This is a genomic window from Amycolatopsis sp. MEPSY49 (assembly GCF_051337345.1).
GTDB lineage: Bacteria > Actinomycetota > Actinomycetes > Mycobacteriales > Pseudonocardiaceae > Amycolatopsis.
The window spans coordinates 396,693-422,952 of the sequence record NZ_JBDLYJ010000002.1 but is presented as its reverse complement, the minus strand read 5'-3'; the positions used below and the strand labels follow the sequence as shown (position 1 = coordinate 422,952).

Genomic DNA, 26,260 nt, shown 5'->3' with positions numbered 1-26,260 from the left:
CCGGCGCCGGGACGGCCTTGCCCCGGCGCGGATCGGCTCACGTGGTCCTCGGCGCGGGTGTGGGGCCCGCCGTCGGCACGCTCTTAGTTCAGGATATAAATAAAGGACCGTAAAATGTCAACGACGCTGCGCCGGACGGTCGCGGACCAGCCCGCGGACTGGTCCGGGCGAGGAGAATCCGCGCCGGATCCTTGACTCCGCCGAACCCGCGCTGTTAACTGCGATCTCACCGACGGAACCGGTTCCGTGACCGCCACCGGGACGGCTCCGCCGCGACACGCACCCTTCGGGCTGACTGGTTCGCGCTCCTCGCACCACCCGGTACCGCTCCTCCGGCTCACGGCGCCGGGCGGGTGACCTGGGGGCGGACCCGCCGCACCACCCGACGCCGGCGCGAGCTGTGGGGCTCGCCCGGTCCGTTTCGCACGTCCTCCCCCCGATCAGCAGGCAGGCCGATGAGATCAACGACGTTCTCCCCCGTACACCGCCTCCTCGTCATCGCCACCACCTTCGTCACCGCGGTCACCACCGCGGCGGTGGTCGGCTCCGCGCCGGCCCAGGCCGCCGCGTGCGGCACGGCGAACCTCGCGCAGGGTCACCCGGCGACCGCGTCCTCGACCGAGAACGGCGGGACACCCGCGTCCGCCGCGGTCGACGGCAACACCGGGACGCGCTGGTCCAGCGCGTTCAGCGACCCGCAGTGGCTGCAGGTCGACCTGGGCTCCGCGCAACAGCTCTGCGACGTGGTCCTCAGCTGGGAAGCCGCGTACGCCACGGCATTCACCGTTCAGTTGTCCAGCGACGCGAACAACTGGACCACGGCGTACTCGACGACCACCGGCGCCGGCGGCACGCAGACCGTGCCGCTCAGCGGCACCGCCCGTTACCTGCGGGTCAACGGCACCCAGCGGGCGACCGGCTACGGCTACTCGCTCTGGGAAGTCGCCGTGCACGGCACCGGCGGCGGGACGACCATCCCGCCGACCGACCCGCGCAACCCGGACCTCGGGCCGAACGTGTCGGTGTTCGACCCCGCGACGCCGGCCGCGACGATCCAGAACCGGCTGACGCAGATCGCGAACCAGCAGCACACCAACCAGTTCGGCACCGAGCGCTACGCCGTGCTGTTCAAGCCGGGCAACTACGACGCCGACGTCAACCTCGGCTTCTACGAGCAGGTGGCGGGCCTCGGCCTGTCGCCGGACGACGTCAACCTCAACGGCCACGTCCGCGTCGAAGCGGACTGGCTGCAGCAGGGCGACAACCCGAACAACAAGGGCAACGCGACGCAGAACTTCTGGCGGTCGGCCGAAAACCTGTCGGTGACGCTGCCGGCGGGCCAGGTCGAGCGCTGGGCCGTCGCGCAGGCGGCGCCCTACCGCCGGATGCACCTGCGGGGCAGCCAGATCCAGCTGTGGAACGGCGGCGACGGCTGGGCCAGCGGCGGCCTGATCGCCGACAGCAAGATCGACGGCGTGGCCGTTTCCGGGTCGCAGCAGCAGTTCCTGACCCGCAACAGCGAGCTGGGCGGCTGGCAGGGCGGCGTCTGGAACATGGTGTTCGTCGGCTCGACCGGCACCCCGCCGGCGTCGTTCCCGAACCCGCCGGAGACGGTCGTCGGCCAGACCCCGGTGGTCCGCGAGAAGCCGTTCCTCTACGTCGACGGTTCGGGCAGCTACAACGTGTTCGTCCCGGCGCTGCGGCAGAACTCCTCCGGGACGAGCTGGGGCCACGGCGCCCCGGCCGGGCAGTCGATCTCACTCAGCGAGTTCTACGTCGCGCACCCGTCCGACTCGGCGGCGACGCTCAACGCAGCGCTGGCGGCGGGCAAGAACCTGCTCGTGACGCCGGGTGTCTACCACCTCGACCAGGCGCTGAACGTCACGCGCCCGGACACCGTGGTGCTCGGCCTCGGCCTGGCGACGCTGATGCCGACCAACGGGACCGCGGCGATCACGACGTCCGATGTGGACGGTGTGAAGATCGCCGGGCTGCTGATCGACGCGGGCGCGGTGAACTCGCCGGTGCTCGTCCAGGTCGGCCAGCCGGGCTCGAACGCCAACCACGCGGCCGACCCGACGTCGCTGCACGACGTGTTCTTCCGCATCGGCGGCGCGGCCGTCGGGAAGGCCACGCAGACGCTGGTGGTCAACTCGAACAACGTCATCGGCGACCACATGTGGCTGTGGCGCGGCGACCACTCCTACGGCGTCGGCTGGAACGTCAACACCGCGGCCAACGGGCTCGTCGTCAACGGCGCGAACGTGACGATGTACGGCCTGTTCGTCGAGCACTACCAGCAGTACGAGGTGCTCTGGAACGGCAACGGCGGGCGGACGTACTTCTTCCAGAACGAAATGCCGTACGACCCGCCGGACCAGGCGTCCTGGTCCAGCGGCGGCGGCCGGCAGGGCTGGGCGGCGTACAAGGTGGCCGACTCGGTGACCAGCCACGAAGGCTGGGGGCTGGGCAGCTACTGCTTCTTCAACACCAACCCGTCCATTGTGGCCAGTCACTCCTTCGAGGTGCCGAACACCAGTGGCGTCCGGTTCCACAACCTGGTGTCGGTGTCACTCGGCGGCGTGGGCACGATCGCCCACGTCGTCAACGACTCGGGTGACGCCGCGAACACCGGGCACCAGGTGAGCCCGCTGGTCTCCTACCCGTAGCACGGCGGCGACGTACGCGTCCGGGCGGACCAGCCAGGCTTCGCCCGGACGCGCGCCGAGCACCCCGCCCACCGGGATCTCCACCGACCGCGCGCCCTCCCCCCGCACACCCGGCGTCGTCAGCAGCAGGAACCCCTGCCGGGCCAGGTCGCGCAACCGTCCACTCGGGACCGTTACGTCCGGCAGCAGGATCCCCGGTCCCGGCGCCGGGACCGCTCCCCGGGGTGGGCGGCCGGCGAACGGGCGCCGCGGGTCGGGCGTCGTCAACGGCGAATCCACGTACCAGAACGGTTCCGCCAGCCGGCCCGAGTCGACCTGTTCGCAGGCGGCCGGGTCGTACGCGGCACGCGTCAGGACGTCCAGCCGGCGCCGGTGCTGCTCCTCGTCCTGGGGCACCAGGAAGTCCATCGTGGCCGTCGTGACGGCCGCGTTCTCCACCGCCGCCGCGTGCCGCTCGGTGTGGTAGCTCTCCAGCAGCTCCTCCCCCGCGTCGCCGCGCAGGACGGCGGCCAGCTTCCAGGCCGCGTTCTCCGCGTCGGCCACGCCGGAGTTGAGCCCGCGTGCCCCGAACGGCGCGACGAGGTGCGCGCAGTCCCCGGCCAGCAGCACCCGGCCGACCCGCATCCGCGGCACCAGCCGCGTGTGGAAGCGGTACACCGACCGCCAGATCACCTCGTAGGGCACCGGGCCGACGATCGCCCGGATCCGCGCCTCCATCGCCCCGCCCGACTCCTCGGCCGCGAGGTCGTAGTCCTCCGGCACCTGCCAGTCGATCCGGAACTGCGAGCCGGGGCACGGGTGGATGAGCACCTGGCGGCCCGGGTTCCACGGCGGGTCGAAGTAGAACCGCCGTTCGGCGGCCCAGCCCGGCAGGTCGGCGCGGATGTCGCAGATCAGGAACAGATCCCGGAAGGACACGCCCTCGAGGTGCTGCCCGAGTGCCCGCCGCACGGTGTCCCCGCGCGCGCCCGCGCAGGCGATGGCGTAGTCGGCCTCGATCCGCCGCGGCCCGTCCGCCGTGTCGCACTCGACGACCACGCGGCCGGGCTGGGTCAGCCCCCGGACGCGGTGGCCGCGGCGGACGTCGATCAGCGGCTGCCGCTCGATCAGCTCGTCCAGGACCTCCTCGACGCGGGCCTGCGACAGGTTCACGAACGGCGGCAGCGCCGATCCGCCGTCGGGCAGTTTCAGGGAGAACAGCTCGGTGGCGCGGTGGAACGTCCGCGCGGTCGTCCAGGTGAGGCCCTCCTCGGCGAGGCAGCCCGCGCCGAGCGACGCCCAGACGTCCAAAGTGTCCCGTTGCTGGCAGATGGCCTTGGACCCCACGGGATCGCGCACCTCGTGCTCGTCGACGAGCACCACCGGTACACCCCAGCGCGCCAGCAGCAGCGCGGCCGTCTGGCCGACCGGGCCGCTGCCCAGGACGGCGACCCTCATCCTTGCAGCTGGTCCCAGACTTCGCGGTCGCGTTCGGCCGTCCACACCACCGGCCGTTCGATGCCGCCGAGCTCGTCCCACAGCCGGGAGACGTCGAAGGGCAGGCAGTGCTCGAAGATCGGCCAGTGGCCGTACTGGTCGTTCAGGGCCGCGTGCGTGCGTTCGAAGGCCTCCTTGAGCGTGCCGCCGGCGTCGCGGACCGCGCCGACCTCGCGGATCATCGTGGCCAGGAAGTGCCGGGTCTGCGCGATGGCGGCGTCGACGGCTTCGCGGCCGCGGCTCACCCCGCCGCGGCCGCCGATCAGCGACTCGGCGCCGAACGCGGCCACCCGGTCCAAAGTGGACGATGCCCAGTCGCGGTGGAACGCGTCACCGGTGTAGAGCGCGGCCTCGGCTTCGACGAGGTCGCCGGCGAAGAGGATCTTCTGCCGCGGCAGCCACGCCACGATGTCGCCTTCGGTGTGGCCGCGCCCGCAGTACTGCAGGACGAGGTCGCCGCGGTCGCCGCCGAGGTCGATGGTGAGCCGGTCGGAGAAGGTCAGCGTCGGCCAGGTCAGGCCGGGCACCGAGTCCGCGCCCTTGGCCAGCCGCGGCATCCGGCCGAACTCGCTCTCCCAGTCCTCCTTGCCGCGCTCGGCGACGAGGGCCCGGGTGTTCTCGTGCGCGACGATCACGTCCGCGTCGAACGCCGACGCGCCCAGCACGCGCACCGCGTGGTAGTGGCTCAGCACCAGGTAGCGCACGGGTTTGTCGGTGTGCTCGCGGAGTTTCGCGAGCCACTCGCCCGCCGCGACGGGCGTGGCCAGCGCTTCGAAGCAGACGAGGAAGTCCTCCCCCTCGATCGCGCCGATGTTCGGGTCGCCCTCGGCGGTCAGCGCGTAGACGCCGTCGTCCAGGACTTCGAGGGTTTGCGCTTTCTCCGCCAGGTCGGCCGAAGAGGCGAAAGCTTTCTTCGTCACGGCGAGCGCTCCTTTGATCAAAGGTTTGACTACCGGTCGCGCCAGGCTAACCCGCCGGGCCGCCGCGCGGAACCCCTCGTCGCCTAACCTGGGCCGCATGACCGACCGACCGGCCGAAGACCTCGACTACCTTTCGTTCGTCGACTACGCGATCGGGAAGACGAAGGCGGCACTGCCGGACACCGACCCCGTCGCGATGCGCCTCGGCCTGACGCTGCACCGGCTGGCGGGCGCGCTGGTCTACGACTGGGAGTCGACGGTCCACCGCCCGCGCGGCCTGAGCTGGGGCGGGTTCCGGGTGCTGTTCGTGCTGTGGCTGGGCGGCCCGCTCGAGTCCCGCCACGCGGCGCGCCTGGCGGGGATGAGCCGCGCGGCGGTGTCGGCGCTGGTCAAAACGCTGGAGCGGGACGGGCTGGTGACGCGTACGCAGGTCCCGCGCGACCGCCGGGCGGTGGAGCTCGCGCTGACCGAGGCAGGGCTTGATGCGGTGACCGACGCCTACCAGGCGCACAACGCGCGTGAGCGGGCGTGGGCGGAGTCGCTGACGCCGTCGGAGCAGACGGTCCTCATCGGACTGCTGGAGAAGCTCACCACGAGCCCGGCGGCCGCGGCGGCGCAGCGGCTCGCCTAGCTGGCGAGACCGGGCAGGGTGTGGCCGGTCTGCTCGGCCTTCGCACGCAGGTAGCGAACGTTGTTGTCGGTGGCGAAGACCCCGGTGGGCACGCGCTCGCGCACGGCGATCCCGGCCGCTTCGAGCTGCGCGGCCTTGTCCGGGTTGTTCGACAGCAGGTTCACTTCCGCGACCCCGAGCGCTTCGAGCATCTGCGCGGCGACGGTGTAGTCGCGGGCGTCTTCGGGCAGGCCCAGCGCGGCGTTGGCGGCGTAGGTGTCGAGGCCCTGGTCTTGCAGGGCGTAGGCGTCGAGCTTGTTGTAGAGGCCGATCCCCCGGCCTTCCTGGCGCAGGTAGAGCAGATAGCCACCGGCGGCGGAGATCCGGTCGACAGCTTCGGCCAGCTGCGGGCCGCAATCGCAGCGCGCGGACCCGAAGACGTCCCCGGTGAGGCATTCGGAGTGCGGCCGCACGAGCGGGACGTCCCCGGGAGTGCCGAGGACGAGGGCGAGGTGCTCACCGTCATCGGCGAGGTTCCGGAAGGTGACGGCTTCGGCGTCGACCTCGATGCCGCCGTGCAGCCGCAGCGGGATCCGCACCCGCGTCCGCACCTCAGCCGTCATGCTCTCTCCCCTGGGATCGCCCACTCGGCCGACCCTACCGGAGGTTCGAATTCGAACTTCCGGGCTCGGGCCGGTACCCGCGGCAACACCAGTGGATCACCGGTTCTTCCCGGTTCGGCCGCCGGAGTTCGCAGCGTCACGCGCGTGGCGAAATCCGCTGGCGTCCCCCTCGTATGCTCGACCCCATGATCCCCGGTGCCACCGCCGCCTCGTTCCTGCTGGTCGTGATCCTGGGGGCGATGTCGCCCGGGCCGGACTTCGTCGTCGTCACGCGCTCCTCGCTCACCGGGGGCCGGCGGGCGGGGATCGCCGCCGGGGCCGGGATCTCGCTCGGGGTCTTCGCCTGGGTCGTCGCCATCGCCTTCGGCGTCGCCGCCGTGCTCACCGCCTCCGCCGTGGCCTTCATGGTCGTCAAGCTCGCCGGGGCCGGCTACCTCGTCTTCCTCGGCGTCAAAGCCTGGCTCGCCGTGCGCCGCGGCGAGTACCGGGACCTCGGTGAAAACGCCGCGACCCGGTCGCTCGACGCCGGTGCCGCCTTCCGGCAGGGGCTCTTCACCAACCTGCTCAACCCCAAGGTCGCCGTGTACTTCCTGGCGCTGCTCCCCCAGTTCCTCCCCGCCGACGGCTCCACCCTGCAGACCCTCGAACTGGCCACCATCGCCACCGCCGGGACCATCGTCTGGTTCGCCGCCCTCGCCCTCGTCGTCGGCGCGCTCAAGCGGTTCTTCGCCGACGGCCGCGTCCGCCGGGGCCTCGACGCCGTGCTCGGCACCGTGCTCGTCGCCCTCGGGCTGAAGGTCGCCGCCGAGACGGCGTGAGGGCCCCGGCCGTCACAGCTGCCCGGCCGCCAGCGCGGTCCCCTCGACCCGCGCCTTGATCTTGGCGAACGCGATGTCGCGCGACGTCGAGGTGTCGTCGGCGAACGGGGAGAACCCGCAGTCGTCGCACGTACCGAGCCGCTCGGCGGGCAGGTACTTCGCCGCCGTCAGCACGCGGTCGCGGACCTCCTCCGGTGTCTCCACCCGCGGGTCGATCGGGTCGATCACGCCGACGAACACCCGCTGGTGGTCCCGCAGGTGATCGGCGATCACCTGCAGCGCGCGCTCCGGCTCGGCCTCGCTCGCGAGCTGGACGTAAAAGGTGCCCGCCTTCAGTTCGAACAGCGTCGGCAGCAGGCCCGCGTAGTCGACGTCGAGGCTGTGCACCGAGTCCTGGTCGCCGCCCGGGCACGTGTGGACGCCGATCTTCGCGCGCTCCTCCGCCGTGAAGCGGTCCAGCACGGCGTTGTTCAAGTCGACGAACTGCCGCAACAGCCCGCCGGACGGGTCGAGCTTCAGCGACAGCCGCCCCTCGGTGAAGTCGATCTGGACGCTGTGCGCCCCCGCGTCCAGGCTGCGCCGGATGTCGGCTTCGGCTTCGTCGACGAGATCCGCGACGAACTCCTCCTGCGAGTACCCGTCGATGCCGTCTGCCGGGTAGATCAGCGACAGCGCCGAAGCGGCGATCACGGCCTGCTTGACCGGCTTGCCGGTAAGGGCTTTCGCGCGCGTCAGGTAAGCGTCCGCGTGCGTCGCGTAGCGGAACGGGCCCGCGGTCAGGCGCGGCAGCTGCCGGGTGTGGCCGTCGGCGAACGGGATGACGACGCCGTCGGGCGCGAGGGCGGTCAGCCCGGCCAGCGGGTAGGTCGCGAAGCTCGGCTTGCCCTGTTCGCCGTCGGACACGACCGGCGAGCCGGTCTCCTCGAACCGGCTGATCGTGTCGGCCAGCGCCCGGCTCTCCAGCTCGGCGAGCGCGTCGGCGTCGATCCGTCCGGCCGCGAAGGCGCCGAGCCCGTCGATCAGGTACTCGGGACGCGGGATGCTGCCGATCGGTTCGGTGGGCAAGGTCATGGAGTCCTCCGCTGCTTGAAGGTCCGGACCGGCCTCGACCGGCGCGAAGCCGGCCTCACCGGCCTCGTGCCAGGCGAACATAACGGGTTCCGAGGCCGTCACGGAGCGCGGATCACCCGGTCGGAGCAGCAAAAAGCACGAAATGAGAAGGCGATCGGCGGTTCGCCGGGAGGACGATTGGGTATTCGCTCTGGCGATACGGCGGGTTCGGCGCCGAAGGAGTACCCCGATGCTCAGCCATCACGATCGCACCGAGCTCGAGAAGATCGAGCGGCACCTCGAGGTCACCGACCCCGACCTGGCCACCGCGCTGCGCGAAGGCCGGCGCCCGAAGTCGCGGGCGCTCCGCAGCGCCCTCCTGATCGCCGTCGACGCCGTCGCCGTGACGCTGCTGGTGCTCGGGCTCCTGCTGCCCGACCCCGGCGTGACGCTCTGCGGGATCCTCGCCCTGACCGGCACCGTCTGGACCCACGTGGCGCGCCACCGCCTCTGAGGCAACACTGGGCGACGTGAAGTGGGTCCTGCACGTCGACCTCGACCAGTTCATCGCCGCGGTCGAGATCGCCCGCCACCCCGAGCTGCGCGGGAAGCCCGTGGTCGTCGGCGGCAACGGCGACCCCGCCGAACGCGCCGTCGTCGCGACGGCGTCCTACGAGGCCCGCGAGTTCGGGATCCAGTCCGGCATGCCGCTGCGGATCGCGGCCAAGCGCTGCCCGGACGCCGTCTTCCTGCCCAGCGACCCGCCGGCGTACCTCGAGGTCTCCGAGCACGTGATGGCCGCCGTGCGGGAGTTCACCGTCGTGGTGGAGGTGCTGGGCTGGGACGAGGCGTTCGTCGGCGCGGAGACCGACGACCCGGAGGCGCTGGCGGCGGCGATCAAGGAGGCCGTGGCGCGCGAGACCGGGCTGTCGTGCGCGGTCGGGATCGGGGACAACAAGCTGCGGGCCAAGCTCGCCACCGGGTTCGGCAAGCCGGGCGGGATCTTCCGGCTGACACGGGCGAACTGGTGGGAGGTCATGGCCGCGCGCCCGACCGACGCGCTGTGGGGCATCGGCGGCAAGACGGCGAAGAAGCTCGCCGAGCTGGGCATCACGACGGTCCTCGACCTGGCCGGCGCCGACCCGGCCGAGCTGGCGGCGCGGTTCGGCCCGAAGACCGGCCCGTGGCTGCGCCTGCTCGGCGGCGGGATCAGCGACGCGGAGGTGAGCGCGACGCCGTACGTGGCCCGCTCCCGCAGCCGCGAGACGACGTTCCAGCGCGACCTCACCGACCCCGCGGAGATGGCGGCGGAGGTGTCGGCGCTGGCGAAGCGGGTGTCGCAGGACGTCCTGGAGGAAGGCCGCCCGGCGGCCCGCGTCGCGGTGAAGGTCCGGTTCGTGCCGTTCCTGACCCACACGCACAGCGTCACCCTGCCCGAGCCGACGTCGGACGCGGCGGCGATCGACCGCGCGGCCCAGGAGGTGCTGGGGATGTTCGAGCTGACCCGCGCGGTGCGGCTGCTGGGCGTGCGGGCGGAGTTCCCGCGCGAGGATTAGAGTCCGTCCGGGAGGGGCAGCGGCCGGTCCGGGTCCAGGTCCACGCCGACCGCCCGGAGCGTGTGGTCGAGCATCGCCCAGATCGTGCCGCTCAGCTGGGCGGTCAGCTGCTCCAGCGTCAACGCGCCCGGGTGGTCGAGCCAGCGGGTCGTCGCCGACTCGACGTAGCCGACCAGGCCGAACGCGATCGTGTCCGCCGGGGCCGGGTCGCGGCCGAACGCCGTCAGGTAGCCGGCGAACAGGCCGCTCAGGTGGCGGGCGATCGTGCCGCGGACGTCCGTCGGCCCCGGGGCCGCCCGGGCCAGGTAGCGGTGCAGGTGGACGTGCTCGGTCAGCCAGCGCAGGTGCGTCGCGATCACCGTCGAGATCATCTCGTTCGGCGACCCCGACGGGTGCCAGAGCGGCTCGAGCTCGGCCGTCACCAGCTCGGCCGCGCGCTGGGCGATGGCCCGCTGGAGGTCCGCCGCGTCGGCGAAGTGCTTGTACAGCCGCGTCCGGGCGACGCCGGCGCGCTCGGCGATCTGCTCGGTCGAGACGTCCGGGCCGTGTTCCGCGATCGCCGCCAGGGCCGCGTCGACGAACTCCGCGCGCCGGCGTTCCTGCTGGCCCGCCCAGCGCGTCGCCCGTCCGTCGACCTTGGTCACGCGGGAAGCCTACTCAAGCCCGGCGAGCCGGTGTACGCTCCCGAAGTATCGAGTACAGCGTGTACCCCCTACTTCCGGAGGTCGCCATGGGCGTCGAGGCCCAGGACCGGGACGTCACCGCGGCGAGGCTGCTGAAAAGCTCCGCGAAGAACTCCTACGACCCGTACGTCGACATCGACTGGGCCGCCCCGCTCGCCGAAGGCAAGGCCTACATGCCGCTGGAGCGCGTCTCGCTCTACGGCACCGACCTCTGGGCGAAGCTGACGCCGGAGCAGCGGATCGAGCTGTCCAAGCACGAGATCGCCAGCATCATGAGCGTCGGCCTGTGGTTCGAGATCGTCCTCATGCAGCTGCTCGCCCGGTACGTCTTCGACCTCGACGCGCGCACCGAGCACGCGCAGTACGCGATGACCGAGATCGGCGACGAGACCCGGCACTCGGTGATGTTCGCCCGCACCGCCGACCGGCTCGGCGTGCCGCGCTACGGCGTCCCGAAGGTCGTGCACCGCGCCGCGAAGGTGTTCGGCGCGACCGCCGCCGGGCCGTCGATGTTCGCCAGCGTGCTGGTCGCCGAGGAGACCACCGACCGGCTGCAGCGGTCGATGATGGACGACGACGGCATCCAGCCGCTGATCCGCTCGGTCAACCGCATCCACGTCGTCGAGGAGGCCCGGCACGTCCGGTTCGCCAAGGAGGAGGTGCTGCGGGAGACGCCGAAGCTGTCGAAGGCGGCGCTGCAGCGGCACCGGGTGCGGACCGCGCTGGTCGCGTTCGGCGTCATCGACAGCATGGTCGACCCGCGGATCTACCGCAGCGTCGGGATCGACCCGCGCGAAGGCCGGGCCGCGGCGCTGGCCAACCCGCACTTCCACGAGACGCGGCGCTGGATGGCCGAGAAGATCGTGCCGTTCCTGCGCGAGGCCGGGCTGATCGGCGGCCGGTCGGAAGGCATTTGGCGGCGCGCACACCTGATCTAGCCCTTAATCCCTTCGCGCGCCGGCCGCGGTTCCGCCACGATGCTCGCGTGACGACCACCATCCGGACCGCCCACGCCGGGGACGAAGCCGCGCTCGCGAAGCTCGACGAACGCACCTGGACGGCGACCGTCTCCCCCGCTCCCCCGCCGCCGCCCGGCACGCCGTTCTTCGACGAGGGCTGCCGGCCCGAAGACGTCCTCGTCGCGGAGCACGACGGCGCGGTCGCCGGCTACGTCCGGCTGAACGTGGGCTTCGGCATCCCCGCCCACGCCCACGTGCGGGTGATCGGCGGGCTCGCCGTCGACCCGGACCGGCGCCGGCTCGGCATCGCGCGCCGGCTCGTCGACGCCGCCGTGGCCGAGGCCCGGGCCCGCGGGGCGCGCAAGGTGACGCTGCGGGTGCTGGGTCACAACACCGCCGCCCGCCGCGTCTACGAGGCGTGCGGGTTCGTCGTGGAAGGTGTGCTGCGGGCCGAATTCCGCGTCGACGGCCACGACGTCGACGACGTTCTCATGGCCCGCTCGCTCGCTTGACAGCCTCCCGGCGGCTTTGCCATCCTGGGTGCCGGGTCGAGAGGCGCTGCGACGGAACTCCTTCCGCCACGCTCGGCCCGTACCACGACTCCAAGGGCGCCTCCCGCGAGGGAGGTGCTTTTTTTGATGGACACCGTGTTTGTCCGCACGGACTTCCGTGCTGCCTCCCGAGCGCTTCCGCCGACGAGCTCCGGAGTGCACCGAAGAATGAATGACGAGCTGCAGTCCCGCAACGGCCTCGACTTCGCCGTCGCCGACCTTTCCCTCGCCGACGCCGGCCGCACCCAGCTGCGGCTGGCCGAGCACGAGATGCCCGGCCTGATGGCGATCCGCCGCGAGTACGCCGCCGCGCAGCCGCTGAAGGGCGCCCGCATCGCCGGGTCCCTGCACATGACCGTCCAGACCGCCGTGCTCATCGAGACCCTCGTCGCCCTCGGCGCCGAGGTGCGCTGGGTGTCCTGCAACATCTTCTCCACCCAGGACGAGGCCGCCGCCGCGGTCGTCGTCGGCCCCGAAGGCACGATCGACGCCCCCGCCGGGACGTCCGTGTTCGCCTGGAAGGGCGAAACGCTCGAAGAATACTGGTGGTGCACCGACCGGCTCTTCGCCTTCCCCGGCGGCCAGGCGCCGAACATGATCCTCGACGACGGCGGCGACGCGACCCTGCTCGTCCACAAGGGCGTCGAGTTCGAAGCGGCGGGCGCGGTGCCGCAACCGTCCGAAGAGGACTCCGCGGAGTACCGGATCGTCCTGGAGACGCTGCGCGCGAGCCTCGCGGCCGACGGCGACCGGTTCACCCGCATGGCCAAGGAGATCCGCGGCGTCACCGAAGAGACGACCAACGGCGTCAAGCGGCTCTACAAGCTCGCCAAGGACGGCGAGCTGCTCTTCCCCGCGATGAACGTCAACGACTCCGTGACGAAGTCCAAGTTCGACAACAAGTACGGCATCCGGCACTCCCTTGTGGACGGACTCAACCGCGCCACCGACGTGATGATCGGCGGCAAGCGCGTGCTCGTCTGCGGCTACGGCGACGTCGGCAAGGGCGCGGTCGAGGCGCTGCGCGGGCAGGGCGCCCGCGTCGCGGTCACCGAGATCGACCCGATCTGCGCGCTGCAGGCGGCGATGGACGGGCTCGACGTCGTCGAGCTGGACGACGTCGTCGGGACGGCCGACATCTTCATCACCACCACCGGCAACTTCGGCATCATCTCGGCGGAGCAGATGAGCCGGATGAAGCACAACGCGATCGTCGCGAACGTCGGGCACTTCGACAACGAGATCGACATGGCCGGCCTGGCGAAGCTGCCCGGGATCGCGAAGAAGGAGATCAAGCCGCAGGTGCACGAGTGGACGTTCCCGGACGGCCACGCGATCATCGTGCTCTCCGAGGGCCGCCTGATGAACCTCGGCAACGCGACCGGCCACCCGTCGTTCGTGATGTCGAACTCCTTCACCAACCAGGCCATCGCGCAGATCGAGCTGTTCGCCAAGCCCGGCGAGTACGCCACCGACGTCCACCGGCTGCCCAAGCACCTCGACGAGAAGGTGGCCCGGCTGCACCTCGACGCGCTCGGTGTGAAACTCACCAAGCTGACGAAGGCCCAGGCGGAATACATCGGCGTCGACGTCGAAGGTCCGTACAAGCTCGATCACTACCGGTACTGATCCAGGATTGCTCCATTCGACGCAGTTTGGTTCATCGGGAAAGTGGCCATCCTCCCCGTGACAGCGCATCCCGCCCGGCCGGCACGCCGGACGGGTCCCATGCGAAGGAGTGTGTGTCAAGTGATCATTCTCGGTGTAATTCTTCTCGTCATCGGGTTCATCGTGGGTATCCCGGTGCTTTACACCATCGGCATCATTCTCGCGGTGGCCGGTGTGGCACTGGCCATCCTGGGCGGCACCGGCCGCCGGATCGGTGGGCGTGCGCACTGGTACTGATTCCCGACTAGCGAACGGCCTGGCACGGCGTCAGCAACACTGCTCGCCGCGCCAGGCCGTTCGGCCTTCTTTCACCGCCACGAAAGCGATGAAGAGGGCGACGGCCGGATCGGCCCACCACCACCCCAGAACGGTGTTGAGCACCAATCCCGCCAGCAGGACCGCGGAAAGGTAAGTGCAGAGCAAAGTCTGCCGCGAATCCGCGACCGCGCCGGCCGAACCCAGCTCCCGGCCCGCCCGCCGTTGCGCGGTGGACAGGACGGGCATCACGACGAGCGAAATCGCTGCCAGGACGACACCCGTGAGCGAGCTTTCCGGTGCCGCCGCGGTGAAGAGCGTCCGCACGGAGTCCACCGTCACGTAGGCGGCCAGCGCGAAGAACGACAGCGCGATCAGCCGCAGCGCCCGCCGTTCGCGGGTTTCCGGGTCCCGGCCCGAGAACTGCCACGCGACCGCGAGCGCGGAGGCGACTTCCACCACCGAATCGAGCCCGAAGCCGACCAGCGCGCCGGACGAGGCCACCGTGCCCGCCGTCAGCGCGACGGCGGCCTCGACGACGTTGTAGGCGATCGTCGCCGCGACGAGCAGCCGGACCCGGCGTACCAGCACCGCCCGGCGGTCCGCAGCGATCGCGACCGGCCCGCAGCAGGCGCCGGTCATGCCGGCTCACACTCTTCCCGCGGCTCGACCGCCAGCACCACCTGGACGAGCTCGCGCAGCGCGCGGGCCAGGTGAGCGTCGGCGATCTCGTAACGCACCTGACGCCCCTCGTAGCCGGCCACGACAAGGCCGCAGCCGCGCAGACACGACAGGTGGTTCGAGACGTTCGAACGGCTCAGCCCGAGATCGGCCGCCAGCTGCCCCGGGTAGGCGGGACCGTCGAGCAAGGCGGTCAGGATCCGGCAGCGGGTCGGGTCGGCGAGGGCGCGCCCGATCCGGGCCAGCGCCGACTCCCGCGTCTCACAGGTCACCATGCAGTGAACTGTACATCCACGGCTGACCGATCGTGTGCGGGCATGAAAAGGGTCCTCCGGCTCCGAGGGGGAGGGAGAGCCGAAGGACCCCCGTAAGTGTTAGCACATCGCCCAGCGCGTGTACACAGCTGCATACACGATCGTGTTACTAATCCGGCCAAAAGCAGGCCGCCCCCCGAGTGGCACGTAACCATACCTACGAAGCCATCGGCCGTGACTGTGGTCGGATTAGGAACAATCGGCACAGTACGTCCTTCATGCTGTCCTGACGCCGCGAAGGCCTCCCCGGCCGGCGGTGAAGCCGGGCGGGAAGGCCTTCGCGGATCCTGGCGGGAGGCTCAGGAAGCTTTGCGCAGCAGGGGTTTTCCGGGTGCGGTGGCGCAGCCGCACCCGCCGCCCAGCGCCTGGCAGTCGACGATCAGGCCGTGCCGGACCCGGTCACCGTCCGAACAGGCCACATCGGTGCATTCGGTGAATCCGCCTTCCGGGTGCACCACCAGCGTGCCGTGGCAGTGGTCGATGCCCACATCACACGAAGCACATTCCATAATCCCTTGGTACCACCGGGAACCCCGCGGACGTGGGACGACCGCGACGGCGTGTCGCGCCGGCCACCCGACCGGGGATCAGGCCGACTTCGGCGCCCGCTTCCGCGGCGCCGGCTTCTTCTTCGCGGCCGGCTTTTCGTCCTCATCGGACTCCTCCGAAGAGGACTTCGCCCCGCGGGACTTCTTCGCGGCGTCCACACTGGCCTGCAGCGCCGCCATCAGGTCGACGACGTCGGCCTTGGCGGTGACCGCGGCGGGCTTGGTCGTCTCGTCGCCGGCGACCTTGGCCTCGATCATCTCTTCGAGGGCCTCGCGGTAGTGGTCCTTGTACTTCTCCGGTTCGAACACCGGCTCGGCCAGCGAGTCGATCAGCGACCCCGCCATGGTCAGCTCCTGCGGCCGGATCTGCGGCGGATCGTCGCGCAGGAACGGGAAGTCGGGCTCGCGGACCTCGTCCGGCCACAGCATCGTCGTCATCACCAGCACGTCGGCGTGCACCCGCAGCACCGCCATGCTCTCCCGCTGCCGCACCGCGACCTTGGCGATGGCCACCTGGCTCGACTTGTGCAGCGCGTCCCGCAGCACGACGTACGGCTTGACCGCGTTCTTCTGCGGCTCCAGGTAGTACGTCCGGTCGTACTGGATCGGGTCGATCGACTCGAGCGGCACGAACTCCAGCACGTCGATCGTGCGCTGGCTGGGCAGCGGCAGGTCGGCCATCTCCGCGTCGGTGATCACGACCATCTCGCCGTCGGGCAGCTCGTAGCCCTTGGCGATCTCCGCGTAGGGCACTTCGGCGCCGTCGATCGTGCAGAACCGCTTGTACTGGATGCGGCCGCCGTCGGCCTCGTGCACTTGGCGCAGGGAGACGTTCTTGTTCTCGGTGGCCGCGTAGAGCTGGATCGGGATGCTCACCAGCCCGAACGACACCGAGCCCTTCCACATCGCCCGCATGCCACGCACCTCCGATAGACCACCGAGTCGACTTCACGCTCGGTAACTACCGTAGCCCGGATCGTCCCCCGGCGACAGTCTGATCTAGACCTCTGCCAGGTACTTCTCCCAGAGTGCCGGGTCCATGAACCAGTTCTGGAAGTCCGTGGGATCGGTGAACCCGTTCGCGAACCGCCGCGCGACGGCGGGGTTCTGGCCGGCCACCCCGAGGATCTGGAGCACGTGCGGGGGCGGCGGGAGCAGCAGCGCGTTGGTCCATTCGGTGACGTGCCGGGCGTACTCCCAGTAGCGCTCGAACGTGGCGTCCATCCAGGCGGCGTCGAACGGCTCCTCGCCGCGCTCGACGATCGCGTCCAGGTAGGTGGCCGCGCAGTGGCTCGCGTTGTTCGAGCCCTGGCCGGTGATCGGGTCGTTCGCGACGACGACGTCGGCCATGCCCAGCACGATCGCCCCGCCGGGCAGGGTGCCGACCGGCCGCCGCACCACCGGCGTGTAACCGCCGGCCAGCGTGGCCTTCGCGTCGGTCAGCTCGGCGTCGCGGCAGCGGTCGTACTCCCACGGCACGAACTGCTTCATCAGGTCGAGGATCCGCCCGAAGTGCTCGGCCGGGCCCGGGCGGTCGTCGAAGCAGTCCAGCGGCCCGCCGGGGACACCCTCGAAGAAGAGGATGTCGCAGTTCCCGCTCAGCGTGTACGCGGGGATCATGAACAGCTCGCCGACGCCGGGGACGATGTTGAACCGCACCGCCATCTTGTCCGGGTGCTCCGGCCGCGGCCGGACGCCGTGGGCGTAGGCCAGCGACAGCGCGCGCATCGGTTTCGTGTACGGCGAGCGCTCGGGCACCCGGTCGAACAGCTGGACCAGCTCGCCCTTGCCGGCCGAGATGATCACCAGGTCGTAGAGCCGGGACAATGCGTCCAGTTCGGACGTCATCACGCCGTGGATGACGAGCTTGCCGCCGCGCTCCTCGAACAGCTCGAGCCAGCCGGCCATCTTGACCCGCTGGTCGACCGACTGCGCGACGTGGTCCAGCTCGGCGAACCAGTCGAGGACGCGGCCGCCGTCCGGCGCCGCCACGGACACGCCGAGGCCCTCGACGTTGACGGTTTCGGCTTCCCACTGGTTGATCCCGAGGTCCCGCTCGTGCTGCAGCGCGTCGTGGAACATGCACTGCGTCGACATCACGCGCCCGCCGCGGATCTCGTCCGGCGTCCGCGCGGACATCACCGTGACGTCGTAGCCCTTCGCCTGCAGCCCAAGGGCCAGCTGCAACCCGGACTGCCCGGCGCCGACGATCAGAACCCTGCGCATGAAGCTCGTTCTCCTTCTCAGGCGTTCGGGACGCTGCCGGCCAGCTCGCGCGGGCCGGACAGCACGGCCAGCGACAGCGTGTGGCTCACCAGCTCGGTCAGGGTGGCGATCGCCGACGCGCGATCGCGGGCGTCGCAGGTGACCAGCGGGACGCTCGGGTCGAGCGCGAGCGCGTCGCGCACCTCTTCGAGGTCGTGCACCGGCATGCCCTCGAACTGGTTGACCGCGACGACGAACGGCAGGTCCGAGTCGTTCTCGAAGTAGTTGATCGCCGCGAACGACTCGTCGATCCGGCTGGTGTCGACCAGCACGACCGCGCCGAGCGCGCCCCGGCTCAGGTCGTCCCAGAGGAACCAGAACCGCGCCTGGCCCGGCGTGCCGAACAGGTACAGCAGCAGGTCCGGGCGCAGCGTGATCCGGCCGAAGTCCATCGCCACGGTCGTCGTCGACTTGCCGCCGGGCGGGATGTCGTCGACGCCTTCGCCTGCCTCGGTCATCCAGGCCTCGTTGCTCATCGGCGGCACTTCGGACACCGCGCCGACGAACGTGGTCTTGCCGACACCGAAGCCCCCGGCGACGACGATCTTCGCGGAGATCGTCAGCAGATCGCCCTCAGGCGGGGAGCCGCTTGAGCCCATCAAGGATCCTCTCGAGCACGTTGGTGTCGTGGTGGTAGGCGTGCGCCGTGGGGTGGACGAACACCGCGCCCTGGGACGCGAGGTCGCCGATCAGCACCCGCACCACGCCCAGCGGCAGGTCGAGCCCGACCGACAGCTCGGCGATCGAGCACCGCGTCCTGGCGCGTTCGTAGAGCGAGCGCGACTCGGGCATGAGCGTGCCGCTCAGCGCGGGGTCGTACCGCGGGACCGAGACCAGCGTCTCCACCAGCAGCTGGTGCCGGGTGCTGGTGCGGCCCCCGGTGAGCGCGTACGCGCGGATCCGGCGGCTGCGCCGCGGCAAGGCGGTGTCCTTCTCGGACACGGTGGCAACCTCCTCGGGCACGCTGATCACACCCTCGGGCGGCGCGCGGTGAGCACCTGGCGCAGTTCGGCGCGCACCTCGGGGGTGAGCGCGTGGCCGGCGTTGGTGATGAACTGGGTCATCTCGTAAGCGACCACCTTCATGTCCGCCTCGCCCGAGGTCAGCACCGCGAGCCCGGCACCGGAACCGATGCCCATGAACAGGAAGTAGCCGTGGGTGAGGCGGATGATGATCTGCTCGCAGCTGCCCTTCCCGAACAGCGCCGCGCTGTTGCCGGCGAGCGAGAGCAGGCCGCTGGCGATCGCCGCGAGCTGCTCGGCCTCGGCTTCGCCGACCGAGTCGGACGCGGTGAGGGGGAAGCCGTCCACACTCATGATCAGCGCGTGGCTGACACCGTGGACCTTGCGCACGAAGTCATCGAGCAGCCAGGCGAAGTTCGCCGGAGCCGGGTGGGGGGCGCTCACGAGGCGGTTCCTCCGGGCGTCTCGTCCTGCTGGGCACGGTGGTTCTCGGCGCGGGCCGCCCGCTCGCCGTCCGCGAAGGCGCCGAGGTCGGCGAGCAGCTGCTCGTGCCCGTTCGCCGCGGGTTCGGCGGCCGGGGGCGGTGGTGGCGGTTCGGGCGCGGCACCGCGGATGCTGCCGGGCACGCGCCGCGGCAGGCCGTTGGCCGTGGTGCCGCCGGTCTGCTCGAGCGGCCGCGGGCGGGGGCTCGGCTTGCGCGGCACGGCCCGCACCGGCTCCTCCCGCGGGAAGGTGCCGGGACGGCGGCGCGGCAGCCCGCCGACGGCGGCCGGTTCGCCTTCCGGCGCCTTCACCGGCTCGACGGTCACGGTCCTGGTGCCCGACCAGGCGTTTTCGGCCAGCTCGGTGACGATGCCGGTGGGCAGCAGCACGGTCGCGACCGTGCCGTGCGGGCTGCGCCGGTCCAGCCGCACGGTGACGCCGTGGCGGGCGGCGAGCCGGGAGACCACCGCGAGGCCCATGTGCCGCGCCGCGGCGTCGTCGAGGTCGCCGCCGGCGGCCAGCCGCGCGTTGAGGCCGTCGATCCGGTCGGCCGGGATGCCGATGCCCTCGTCCTCGATCCGGACGAGCACGCTGCCCTGCTCGGTCAGGTGCGCGCTGACGTTCACCGGCGAGCTGGGCGAAGACTGGTTGGCGGCGTTGTCGAACAGCTCCGCGAGCACCCGGCCCAGGTCCTCCGCGGCGAAGCCGACGACGCCGAGGTTCACCACGCGGCCGATGGTGATCCGGGCGTAGTGGTCGATCGAGGACATCGCCGCGCGCATGACGTCGAGCACCGTCGTCGCGCGGGCGGCGTCGTCGGCGGTCTCCTGGCCGGCCAGCACGCGCAGGTTCTCGGCGTTGCGGCGCAGCCGGGTCGCGAGGTGGTCGAGCTGGTAGAGCTCGGCGAGGCGGTGGTGGTCCTCCTCCCCCGCCTCCAGCTCTTCGAGCCGGGCGAGGAGCTGGTCGAGCAGGTTGAGGTCACGCAGGGCCACGCTGGCGCAGATCTCGGCGAGCACGGCGTCGTCCGACGAAGCCGGCGGGACCGCCACCGGCGGCGTCAGCTGCGCGATCGCCGGACCCGCGGCGGGCGCGTACCCAGGGTGCTTCGGCGGCGCCGTGAGGAACTGCGCGGCAGCGACCCGCGAGCGGTCCAGCAGGACGCGTGATCGATCCAGGAGTTCCCGGGCCCGGCTCGCCATGTGGTCCCACTTCTTCCTTGCTCAGGTGCGGAAAACGCGTACGCGGCGCCGACCCCCGGCGGCGACGCCCGACATGCAAGCAGAAAGCCTCGCCAGATGTCCACAGCCGGTCCCCGCGCGATCGCGCGCAGTGAGCGGATTTTCGGCACGTAGCTCCTGGTGAGCGCAGTGCGTTAGGCCAATCGGTCCATTTTTGCAATTTGCGCCCCGCAACGGAACGCACACGGACGCCGATACCGCAGGCCGGGCGGCCGCGCACGACGGAATCCACCCCTGTCCGGTTCGCCCAGATTCTTGCGTGCCCCGCAGTTTTTTGCGGGGCACGCAAGTTTTTCGCTACACTCCGTTCATGCCGCCGGAGGAACCACCGAAGCTGACGCTGCGGGAACGCAAGAAGCGCGAGGCCCGCCGGGCCCTCGCGCAGGCCGCGTTGCGGCTCACGCTGGACCGCGGGCTGGAGAACGTCCGCGTCGAGGACATCGCGAACGAGGTCGGGGTCTCGCCGCGGACATTCAACAACTACTTCTCGAGCAAGGAGCAGGCGGTCTGCTCGATGGTCGTCGACCGCCACGAGGGGATGCGCGAAGCCCTGCTCGCCCGGCCCGAGGGCGAGCCGCTCTGGGAGTCGGTCAAGCAGGCGGTGATCCACCAATATTCGCGTGAGGGCGAGCCGGATCGCGCGTATGTTGCGCGTATCCGGGAGCTGATGGGCCAGCTCATGCTGCGCGGCGAGTTCCTCAACGCCCACGCGGCGGTCGAGCGCGTCCTCGCCGAGACCATCGCGAAGCGGGCGGGCGGAGCGGACCACCTCCTGTGCCGGCTGATGGCATCCACGGTGGAAAGCGCTGTCCGCGTCGCCTTCGTCAACTGGTTCATGACCGAGGGCGAGCCGTTCCTCCCGACCCTGGAACGGCTGCTGGACGAGCTGGCCGCCGGGATGCCCACCCTGACCGGCGGCACCGCACCGCCACCCGGACCGAACACCACCACCACACCACTGGGGGAACCGTTTTGCTAGTCAAGCTCCTGCGCGCGCACCTGCGCCCGTACAAAACCACGTTGTGGGTGATCGTGGTGCTGCAGCTCGTGCAGACGATCGCCATGCTCTACCTGCCGACGCTCAACGCCGACATCGTCGACAACGGGCTGATCAAGGGCGACATGGAGTACATCCTGCGCGTCGGCGCGGTGATGCTGGCCGTGACGCTCGCCCAGATCGCGGGCTCCATCGGCGCGGTGTACTACGGCGCCCGCACCGCGATGGCGGTCGGCCGGGACATCCGGTCCGGGGTCTTCCACCGGGTGCAGGACTTCTCGGCCCGCGAGGTCGGCCAGTTCGGCACGCCGTCGCTGATCACCCGCACCACCAACGACGTCCAGCAGATCCAGATGCTCGTGGTCATGACGCTGACGCTGATGGTGTCCGCGCCGATCATGTGCGTCGGCGGGATCATCCTGGCGCTGAACCTCGACGTGCCGCTGTCGGGGCTGCTGCTGGTGATCGTGCCGGTGCTGGCGATCGCGGTCGGCACGATCATCACCAAGATGCGCCCGGCGTTCCGGCTCATGCAGGAGCGGATCGACCGGATCAACCAGGTGCTGCGCGAGCAGATCATGGGCATCCGCGTCATCCGCGCGTTCGTCCGCGACAAGCACGAACGCGAGCGCTTCGACGTAGCGAACGACCAGCTGCTCACCGTGTCGCTGCGGGTCGGCCGCCTGATGGCGCTGATGTTCCCGATCGTCATGCTGGTGATGAACGCCTCCAGCGTCGCCGTGCTGTGGTTCGGCGGGCAGCGCATCGACTCCGGCAGCATGCAGATCGGGGCCATGACGGCGTTCCTGTCCTACCTGCTGCAGATCCTGATGGCCGTCATGATGGCCACGTTCATGTTCATGATGGTGCCGCGCGCGGAGGTCAGCGCCGAGCGGATCAGCGAGGTCCTCGACACCGAGTCGAGCGTCCGCCCGCCGGTGTCGCCGATCCGCCCCGGCGCGGTGCACGGGCACTTGGAGCTGTCCGGCGTCGAGTTCCGCTACCCCGGTGCGGAAAAGCCGGTGCTGCAGGACATTTCGCTGATCGGGCGGCCGGGTGAGACCACCGCCGTGATCGGGTCCACCGGTACCGGCAAGACGACGCTGCTGAACCTCATTCCGCGGCTGATGGACGCCACCCGCGGCACGGTGAAGGTCGACGGCGTCGACGTCCGCGACCTCGACCCGGCGGTGCTCGCCCGCGCCGTCGGGCTGGTGCCGCAGAAGCCGTACCTGTTCGCCGGGACGGTCGCGAGCAACCTGCGCTACGGCAACCCGGACGCCACCGACGAAGAGCTGTGGCACGCGCTGGAAGTGGCGCAGGGCAAGGACTTCGTCGAGGCGATGGAAGGCGGTCTCGAGGCGCCGATCGCCCAGGGCGGCACGAACGTCTCGGGCGGCCAGCGGCAACGGCTCGCGATCGCGCGGATGCTGGTGCACAAACCCGAGATCTACCTGTTCGACGACTCGTTCTCGGCGCTGGACTACGCGACCGACGCGGCCCTGCGCCGCGCGCTCGTCTCCGAGACCGCCGACGCGACGGTGATCATCGTGGCCCAGCGGGTCAGCACCATCCGGGGCGCCGACCGCATCATCGTCCTCGACGAGGGCCGCGTCGTCGGTACCGGTACCCACCACGAACTGTTCGACGGCAACGAGACCTACCGCGAAATCGTGCTGTCGCAGCTCACCGAGCAGGAGGCGGCGTGAGCACGACCGAATCGCCCAAGGCCGCCGTCACCGACGCCGGCGAACGGCCGACCGCCGAGCGGCAGAAGAACACCGGGGCCGCGACCGTCGGCCCGGGCCGGTGGATGGCCGGCGGCGCCCCGCCGGAGAAGGCCCTCGACTTCAAGGGGTCCCTCAAGCGGCTGCTGCGGATGCTGGCCCCGCAGCGGCTGCACCTGATCGGCGTGCTCGTGCTCGGCGCGGCCAGCGTCGCGCTGACCGTGATCGGGCCGAAGATCCTCGGCCAGGCCACCGACGCGATCCTGGCCGGCGTGCTCGGCAAGCAGGTGCCGCCGGGGGTCACCAAGGAGCAGGTCGTCGCCGGGCTGCGCGCCCGCGGCGACGGCACGCTCGCCGACATCTACGGCCGCGTCGACCTCGTGCCCGGCGTGGGCATCGACTTCGACAAGGTCGGGCAGATCCTGCTGGTCGTGCTGGCGCTGTTCGTCATCGCGTCGTTCTTCGGGCTGATCCAGGCCCGGCTGACGACGACGTTGGTGCAGCACGCGGTGTACCGGCTGCGCGAGGACGTCGAAGCGAAGTTCTCGCGGCTGCCGCTGAAGTACTTCGACCGCCAGCCGCGCGGTGAGGTGCTGTCCCGCGTCACCAACGACATCGACAACCTGGCGATGTCGCTGCAGCAGACGCTGTCGCAGATCGTCTCGTCGCTGCTGACGGTGATCGGCGTGCTGATCATGATGTTCCTGATCTCGCCGCTGCTGGCGGTGATCGCGTTGCTCACGGTGCCGCTGTCGGCCGTCGTCGCGGCGAAGATCGGCAAGCGGGCGCAGCCGAACTTCATCAAGCAGTGGTCGACGACCGGGAAGCTCAACGCGCACGTCGAGGAGATGTACACCGGCCACTCGCTGGTCAAGGTGTTCGGCCGGCGCGAGGAGTCCGGGGCGATCTTCGACAAGCAGAACGAAACGCTGTACGAGGCGAGCTTCCGGGCGCAGTTCATCTCCGGGATGATCCAGCCGGCGATGATGTTCATCGGCAACCTGAGCTACGTGCTGGTGGCCGTGATCGGCGCGCTGCGCGTCGCCTCGGGCAGCCTGACCCTCGGCGAGGTGCAGGCGTTCATCCAGTACTCGCGCCAGTTCAGCCAGCCGGTCACGCAGATCGCCAGCATGGCGAACCTGCTGCAGTCCGGGGTCGCGTCGGCCGAGCGGGTGTTCGCGCTGCTCGACGCCGAGGAGCAGGCGCCGGAACCGGAACACCCGGAGCGGCCCGCGGTGATCCGCGGCCGCGTCGAGTTCCAGGACGTCTCGTTCCGCTACCTGCCGGACAAGCCGCTGATCGACGACCTGTCCCTGACCGTCGAACCCGGCCAGACGGTGGCGATCGTCGGCCCGACCGGCGCGGGCAAGACGACGCTGGTCAACCTGCTCATGCGGTTCTACGAGCTGGACAGCGGGCGGATCACGCTCGACGGCGTCGACATCGCGAAGATGAACCGCGAGGAGCTGCGCGACCAGACCGGCATGGTGCTGCAGGACGCGTGGCTGTTCGGCGGCACGATCGCGGAGAACATCGCCTACGGCGCGGACGACCCGAGCCGCGAGGAGATCATCGAAGCGGCGAAGGCGACGCACGTCGACCGGTTCGTCCGGACGTTGCCGGACGGCTACGAGACGGTGCTCGACGACGAGGGCGGCACGGTCAGCGCGGGCGAGAAGCAGCTGATCACGGTGGCGCGCGCGTTCCTGGCCAAGCCGGTGATCCTGATCCTGGACGAGGCGACGAGTTCGGTGGACACGCGCACCGAGGTGCTCATCCAGCGGGCGATGAACTCGCTGCGCAGCGGGCGCACGAGCTTCGTGATCGCCCACCGGCTCTCGACGATCCGCGACGCGGACGTGATCCTGGTGATGGAGCACGGGCAGATCGTCGAGCACGGCGACCACGAAACGCTGCTCGGCAGCGGCGGCGCCTACGCCCGGCTGTACGCGGCTCAGTTCGCCGAAGCCATGGCGGAAACGGACTGATCTCGCCGGAATCGCAACCGTAGTGAATGACTCATTCATGTCGCCTGGCGACATGAATGAGTCATTCACTACCTTCGGCCGCGCCCGGGAACGGGCCGCCGCGCTCCCCCGGTACCCTGGACGCTCCCGAGTGGAAGGGGTACCGGGGCGGCGATGGCGGACAAACTCGAGGAGTACCGCGGCAAGCGCGGCCGGGACCGCACCCCCGAACCCTGGCCCGACGGCCCGCCCGAGCCCGGGGGCAACGACCTCTTCGTCATCCAGGAGCACCACGCTTCCCGGCTGCACTGGGACTTCCGGCTGGAACGCGACGGCGTGCTCGTGTCCTGGGCCGTCCCGCGCGGGCTGCCGCTCGCGCCCGGGGTGAACCGGCTCGCGGTGCACACCGAAGACCACCCCATGGAGTACCTCACCTTCGAGGGCGAAATCCCGGCCGGCGAGTACGGGGGCGGCCGGATGACCGTGTGGGACACCGGGAAGTACGAAACCCTGCACTGGAACGACCACAAGGTCGAGGTCGTCTTCCACGGCGAGCGGGCGCGCGGCAAGTACCTCTTCCTCAACCGGCACAACGCCGACGACGACCGCGACTGGATGCTGCGGCGCCTCGACCCGGCCGAGCCCGGGCACGAAGACGCCCCCGAGTTCCTCGAGCCGATGACGGCCGTCGCAGGCGAGCTGCCGGCCGAGGACGACGACTGGGCCTACGAGTTCGCCTGGGGCGGCCTGCGCACGATGCTGCTCGTCTCCGGCGGCCGCGTCACCGCGCACGACGACACCGGCGCCGACGTCACCGGCCGCTACCCCGAACTGCACAAGCTGGGCGAAGAGCTCGGGTCGACGGAAGTGCTGCTGGACGGCGAAGTCGTCGTGATCAAGGACGGCAAGCCCTACCCGCAAGGCCTCGAGGAGCGCCGCCGGGCCGACGGCAACGCGGCGAAGCGGCTCAAGGCGCACTGCCCGGTGTTCTACTTCGCCTGCGACGTCCTGCACCTCGACGGCCGGCCGACCCTGGACCTGCCCTACACCGAACGCCGTCAGCTGCTGGCGGACCTGCCGGTGGCCGACCGCCACTGGCAGGTCCCCCGCTACTTCGCCGGCGGCGGCGAGGACGTCCTCGGCGCCAGCCGCCAGCACGGCCTGCCGGGCGTGGTCGCCAAGCGGGCCGACGGTCCGTACCGGCCCGGCTCCGGCGACTGGGTGTTCATCGGGAACTGAA

General features: G+C 70.7%; 27 protein-coding genes. 13 read left to right on the top strand and 14 right to left on the bottom strand.

The genetic code is table 11. The features are described 5' to 3' along the window. Positions 1–455 precede the first annotated feature (455 nt). Entirely contained in the window at positions 456–2,669 is a 2,214-nt protein-coding gene (locus ABFJ78_RS11090; RefSeq protein WP_436385799.1) for a discoidin domain-containing protein, read from the top strand. Here the strand turns inward: ABFJ78_RS11090 and ABFJ78_RS11085 are convergent. Together ABFJ78_RS11085 and ABFJ78_RS11080 are read right to left on the bottom strand one after the other, a co-directional pair. Beyond that, positions 2,571–4,106 carry an FAD-dependent monooxygenase gene (locus ABFJ78_RS11085; protein WP_436385798.1) on the bottom strand — a complete coding sequence of 512 codons (1,536 nt, stop codon included), beginning with the start codon at positions 4,104–4,106 and terminating at the stop codon, positions 2,571–2,573. The two genes, ABFJ78_RS11090 and ABFJ78_RS11085, sit on opposite strands and share 99 nt — an antisense overlap. After that, positions 4,103–5,065, bottom strand: a complete 963-nt coding sequence (locus ABFJ78_RS11080) for an MBL fold metallo-hydrolase (protein WP_436385797.1) — start codon at positions 5,063–5,065, stop codon at positions 4,103–4,105. The genes ABFJ78_RS11085 and ABFJ78_RS11080 overlap by 4 nt, the downstream gene beginning before the upstream one ends. A 97-nt stretch (positions 5,066–5,162) precedes the next feature. Here ABFJ78_RS11080 and ABFJ78_RS11075 point away from each other — a divergent pair, with 97 nt between their 5' ends. Beyond that, positions 5,163–5,696 (top strand): MarR family winged helix-turn-helix transcriptional regulator, encoded by a 534-nt coding sequence (locus ABFJ78_RS11075; protein ID WP_436385796.1) that lies wholly within the window; start codon positions 5,163–5,165, stop codon positions 5,694–5,696. On the opposite strand, the gene ABFJ78_RS11070 is transcribed toward ABFJ78_RS11075, so the two are convergent. Next, on the bottom strand, positions 5,693–6,298 hold the full coding sequence (locus tag ABFJ78_RS11070) for a GTP cyclohydrolase II (protein WP_436385795.1): 606 nt from the start codon (positions 6,296–6,298) through the stop codon (positions 5,693–5,695). The genes ABFJ78_RS11075 and ABFJ78_RS11070 overlap by 4 nt on opposite strands. Positions 6,299–6,483: 185 nt before the next feature. Between ABFJ78_RS11070 and ABFJ78_RS11065 the strand changes: the two genes are divergently transcribed. Next, entirely contained in the window at positions 6,484–7,116 is a 633-nt protein-coding gene (locus ABFJ78_RS11065) for a LysE family translocator (RefSeq protein WP_436385794.1), read from the top strand. A 12-nt stretch (positions 7,117–7,128) separates the two neighbouring features. On the opposite strand, the gene ABFJ78_RS11060 is transcribed toward ABFJ78_RS11065, so the two are convergent. Next, the gene (locus ABFJ78_RS11060; protein ID WP_436385793.1) at positions 7,129–8,187 is read right to left on the bottom strand and encodes a cobalamin-independent methionine synthase II family protein; all 1,059 of its coding nucleotides are present in this window, start codon (positions 8,185–8,187) and stop codon (positions 7,129–7,131) included. A 229-nt stretch (positions 8,188–8,416) separates the two neighbouring features. On the opposite strand from ABFJ78_RS11060, the gene ABFJ78_RS11055 reads away from it, so the two are divergent. Together ABFJ78_RS11055 and ABFJ78_RS11050 are read left to right on the top strand one after the other, a co-directional pair. Continuing rightward, on the top strand, positions 8,417–8,680 hold the full coding sequence (locus ABFJ78_RS11055) for a DUF3040 domain-containing protein (protein WP_436385792.1): 264 nt from the start codon (positions 8,417–8,419) through the stop codon (positions 8,678–8,680). 16 nt (positions 8,681–8,696) lie between these two features. Continuing rightward, positions 8,697–9,722: a DNA polymerase IV gene (locus tag ABFJ78_RS11050; protein ID WP_436385791.1), complete on the top strand. Its 1,026-nt coding sequence runs from the start codon at positions 8,697–8,699 to the stop codon at positions 9,720–9,722. On the opposite strand, the gene ABFJ78_RS11045 is transcribed toward ABFJ78_RS11050, so the two are convergent. Next, a complete protein-coding gene (locus ABFJ78_RS11045; protein WP_436385790.1) occupies positions 9,719–10,366 on the bottom strand; it encodes a TetR/AcrR family transcriptional regulator in 648 nt (215 codons plus the stop codon). The two genes, ABFJ78_RS11050 and ABFJ78_RS11045, sit on opposite strands and share 4 nt — an antisense overlap. 86 nt (positions 10,367–10,452) lie before the next feature. On the opposite strand from ABFJ78_RS11045, the gene ABFJ78_RS11040 reads away from it, so the two are divergent. From ABFJ78_RS11040 to ABFJ78_RS11025, 4 genes are all read left to right on the top strand, one after another. Continuing rightward, positions 10,453–11,343 carry an AurF N-oxygenase family protein gene (locus ABFJ78_RS11040; protein WP_436386757.1) on the top strand — a complete coding sequence of 297 codons (891 nt, stop codon included), beginning with the start codon at positions 10,453–10,455 and terminating at the stop codon, positions 11,341–11,343. 47 nt (positions 11,344–11,390) lie between these two features. Next, positions 11,391–11,876 (top strand): N-acetyltransferase family protein, encoded by a 486-nt coding sequence (locus tag ABFJ78_RS11035; RefSeq protein ID WP_436385789.1) that lies wholly within the window; start codon positions 11,391–11,393, stop codon positions 11,874–11,876. 207 nt (positions 11,877–12,083) lie between these two features. Beyond that, the gene (ahcY, locus tag ABFJ78_RS11030) at positions 12,084–13,544 is read left to right on the top strand and encodes an adenosylhomocysteinase (protein ID WP_436385788.1); all 1,461 of its coding nucleotides are present in this window, start codon (positions 12,084–12,086) and stop codon (positions 13,542–13,544) included. A gap of 120 nt (positions 13,545–13,664) precedes the next feature. Further along, positions 13,665–13,820: a hypothetical protein gene (locus ABFJ78_RS11025; RefSeq protein ID WP_004559113.1), complete on the top strand. Its 156-nt coding sequence runs from the start codon at positions 13,665–13,667 to the stop codon at positions 13,818–13,820. 30 nt (positions 13,821–13,850) lie between these two features. On the opposite strand, the gene ABFJ78_RS11020 is transcribed toward ABFJ78_RS11025, so the two are convergent. From ABFJ78_RS11020 to ABFJ78_RS10980, 9 genes are all read right to left on the bottom strand, one after another. Beyond that, the gene (locus ABFJ78_RS11020; RefSeq protein ID WP_436385787.1) at positions 13,851–14,480 is read right to left on the bottom strand and encodes a cation transporter; all 630 of its coding nucleotides are present in this window, start codon (positions 14,478–14,480) and stop codon (positions 13,851–13,853) included. Beyond that, positions 14,477–14,794: a Cd(II)/Pb(II)-sensing metalloregulatory transcriptional regulator CmtR gene (cmtR, locus tag ABFJ78_RS11015; RefSeq protein WP_436385786.1), complete on the bottom strand. Its 318-nt coding sequence runs from the start codon at positions 14,792–14,794 to the stop codon at positions 14,477–14,479. Before cmtR ends, ABFJ78_RS11020 begins: the two co-directional genes overlap by 4 nt. Before the next feature lie 338 nt (positions 14,795–15,132). Beyond that, positions 15,133–15,342 (bottom strand): hypothetical protein, encoded by a 210-nt coding sequence (locus ABFJ78_RS11010; protein ID WP_436385785.1) that lies wholly within the window; start codon positions 15,340–15,342, stop codon positions 15,133–15,135. Positions 15,343–15,420: 78 nt separating this feature from the next. Then, complete coding sequence (locus ABFJ78_RS11005) at positions 15,421–16,296, bottom strand: Ku protein (protein WP_436385784.1); 876 nt, start codon at positions 16,294–16,296, stop codon at positions 15,421–15,423. An 84-nt stretch (positions 16,297–16,380) separates the two neighbouring features. Next, positions 16,381–17,607: a styrene monooxygenase/indole monooxygenase family protein gene (locus tag ABFJ78_RS11000; protein ID WP_436385783.1), complete on the bottom strand. Its 1,227-nt coding sequence runs from the start codon at positions 17,605–17,607 to the stop codon at positions 16,381–16,383. A 17-nt stretch (positions 17,608–17,624) separates the two neighbouring features. Next, the gene (locus tag ABFJ78_RS10995) at positions 17,625–18,245 is read right to left on the bottom strand and encodes a GTP-binding protein (protein WP_436385782.1); all 621 of its coding nucleotides are present in this window, start codon (positions 18,243–18,245) and stop codon (positions 17,625–17,627) included. Beyond that, a complete protein-coding gene (locus tag ABFJ78_RS10990) occupies positions 18,220–18,588 on the bottom strand; it encodes a DUF742 domain-containing protein (RefSeq protein ID WP_436386755.1) in 369 nt (122 codons plus the stop codon). The genes ABFJ78_RS10995 and ABFJ78_RS10990 overlap by 26 nt, the downstream gene beginning before the upstream one ends. Before the next feature lie 26 nt (positions 18,589–18,614). Beyond that, the gene (locus ABFJ78_RS10985; protein WP_400872478.1) at positions 18,615–19,052 is read right to left on the bottom strand and encodes a roadblock/LC7 domain-containing protein; all 438 of its coding nucleotides are present in this window, start codon (positions 19,050–19,052) and stop codon (positions 18,615–18,617) included. After that, positions 19,049–20,290 (bottom strand): sensor histidine kinase, encoded by a 1,242-nt coding sequence (locus ABFJ78_RS10980; protein WP_436385781.1) that lies wholly within the window; start codon positions 20,288–20,290, stop codon positions 19,049–19,051. The genes ABFJ78_RS10985 and ABFJ78_RS10980 overlap by 4 nt, the downstream gene beginning before the upstream one ends. 349 nt (positions 20,291–20,639) lie before the next feature. On the opposite strand from ABFJ78_RS10980, the gene ABFJ78_RS10975 reads away from it, so the two are divergent. The 4 genes from ABFJ78_RS10975 (at position 20,640) to ABFJ78_RS10960 (ending at position 26,259) form a co-directional block, all read left to right on the top strand. After that, a complete protein-coding gene (locus ABFJ78_RS10975; protein WP_436385780.1) occupies positions 20,640–21,308 on the top strand; it encodes a TetR/AcrR family transcriptional regulator in 669 nt (222 codons plus the stop codon). Continuing rightward, positions 21,302–23,035 (top strand): ABC transporter ATP-binding protein, encoded by a 1,734-nt coding sequence (locus ABFJ78_RS10970; RefSeq protein ID WP_436385779.1) that lies wholly within the window; start codon positions 21,302–21,304, stop codon positions 23,033–23,035. The genes ABFJ78_RS10975 and ABFJ78_RS10970 overlap by 7 nt, the downstream gene beginning before the upstream one ends. Continuing rightward, positions 23,032–25,041: an ABC transporter ATP-binding protein gene (locus ABFJ78_RS10965; RefSeq protein ID WP_436385778.1), complete on the top strand. Its 2,010-nt coding sequence runs from the start codon at positions 23,032–23,034 to the stop codon at positions 25,039–25,041. The genes ABFJ78_RS10970 and ABFJ78_RS10965 overlap by 4 nt, the downstream gene beginning before the upstream one ends. Positions 25,042–25,194: 153 nt before the next feature. Next, positions 25,195–26,259 (top strand): DNA polymerase ligase N-terminal domain-containing protein, encoded by a 1,065-nt coding sequence (locus tag ABFJ78_RS10960; protein ID WP_436385777.1) that lies wholly within the window; start codon positions 25,195–25,197, stop codon positions 26,257–26,259. Position 26,260: the final 1 nt, after the last annotated feature.

Excerpts from the sequence above, each read along its gene's own strand:
- ABFJ78_RS11090 (WP_436385799.1), top strand. The coding sequence starts at position 456 with ATGAGATCAACGACGTTCTCCCCCGTACACCGCCTCCTCGTCATCGCC.
- ABFJ78_RS11085 (WP_436385798.1), bottom strand. The coding sequence starts at position 4,106 with ATGAGGGTCGCCGTCCTGGGCAGCGGCCCGGTCGGCCAGACGGCCGCG.
- ABFJ78_RS11075 (WP_436385796.1), top strand. The coding sequence starts at position 5,163 with ATGACCGACCGACCGGCCGAAGACCTCGACTACCTTTCGTTCGTCGAC.
- ABFJ78_RS11070 (WP_436385795.1), bottom strand. The coding sequence starts at position 6,298 with ATGACGGCTGAGGTGCGGACGCGGGTGCGGATCCCGCTGCGGCTGCAC.
- ABFJ78_RS11065 (WP_436385794.1), top strand. The coding sequence starts at position 6,484 with ATGATCCCCGGTGCCACCGCCGCCTCGTTCCTGCTGGTCGTGATCCTG.
- ABFJ78_RS11060 (WP_436385793.1), bottom strand. The coding sequence starts at position 8,187 with ATGACCTTGCCCACCGAACCGATCGGCAGCATCCCGCGTCCCGAGTAC.
- ABFJ78_RS11055 (WP_436385792.1), top strand. The coding sequence starts at position 8,417 with ATGCTCAGCCATCACGATCGCACCGAGCTCGAGAAGATCGAGCGGCAC.
- ABFJ78_RS11040 (WP_436386757.1), top strand. The coding sequence starts at position 10,453 with ATGGGCGTCGAGGCCCAGGACCGGGACGTCACCGCGGCGAGGCTGCTG.
- ahcY (WP_436385788.1), top strand. The coding sequence starts at position 12,084 with ATGAATGACGAGCTGCAGTCCCGCAACGGCCTCGACTTCGCCGTCGCC.
- ABFJ78_RS11020 (WP_436385787.1), bottom strand. The coding sequence starts at position 14,480 with ATGACCGGCGCCTGCTGCGGGCCGGTCGCGATCGCTGCGGACCGCCGG.
- cmtR (WP_436385786.1), bottom strand. The coding sequence starts at position 14,794 with ATGGTGACCTGTGAGACGCGGGAGTCGGCGCTGGCCCGGATCGGGCGC.
- ABFJ78_RS11010 (WP_436385785.1), bottom strand. The coding sequence starts at position 15,342 with ATGGAATGTGCTTCGTGTGATGTGGGCATCGACCACTGCCACGGCACG.
- ABFJ78_RS11005 (WP_436385784.1), bottom strand. The coding sequence starts at position 16,296 with ATGCGGGCGATGTGGAAGGGCTCGGTGTCGTTCGGGCTGGTGAGCATC.
- ABFJ78_RS11000 (WP_436385783.1), bottom strand. The coding sequence starts at position 17,607 with ATGCGCAGGGTTCTGATCGTCGGCGCCGGGCAGTCCGGGTTGCAGCTG.
- ABFJ78_RS10995 (WP_436385782.1), bottom strand. The coding sequence starts at position 18,245 with ATGGGCTCAAGCGGCTCCCCGCCTGAGGGCGATCTGCTGACGATCTCC.
- ABFJ78_RS10980 (WP_436385781.1), bottom strand. The coding sequence starts at position 20,290 with ATGGCGAGCCGGGCCCGGGAACTCCTGGATCGATCACGCGTCCTGCTG.
- ABFJ78_RS10975 (WP_436385780.1), top strand. The coding sequence starts at position 20,640 with ATGCCGCCGGAGGAACCACCGAAGCTGACGCTGCGGGAACGCAAGAAG.
- ABFJ78_RS10960 (WP_436385777.1), top strand. The coding sequence starts at position 25,195 with ATGGCGGACAAACTCGAGGAGTACCGCGGCAAGCGCGGCCGGGACCGC.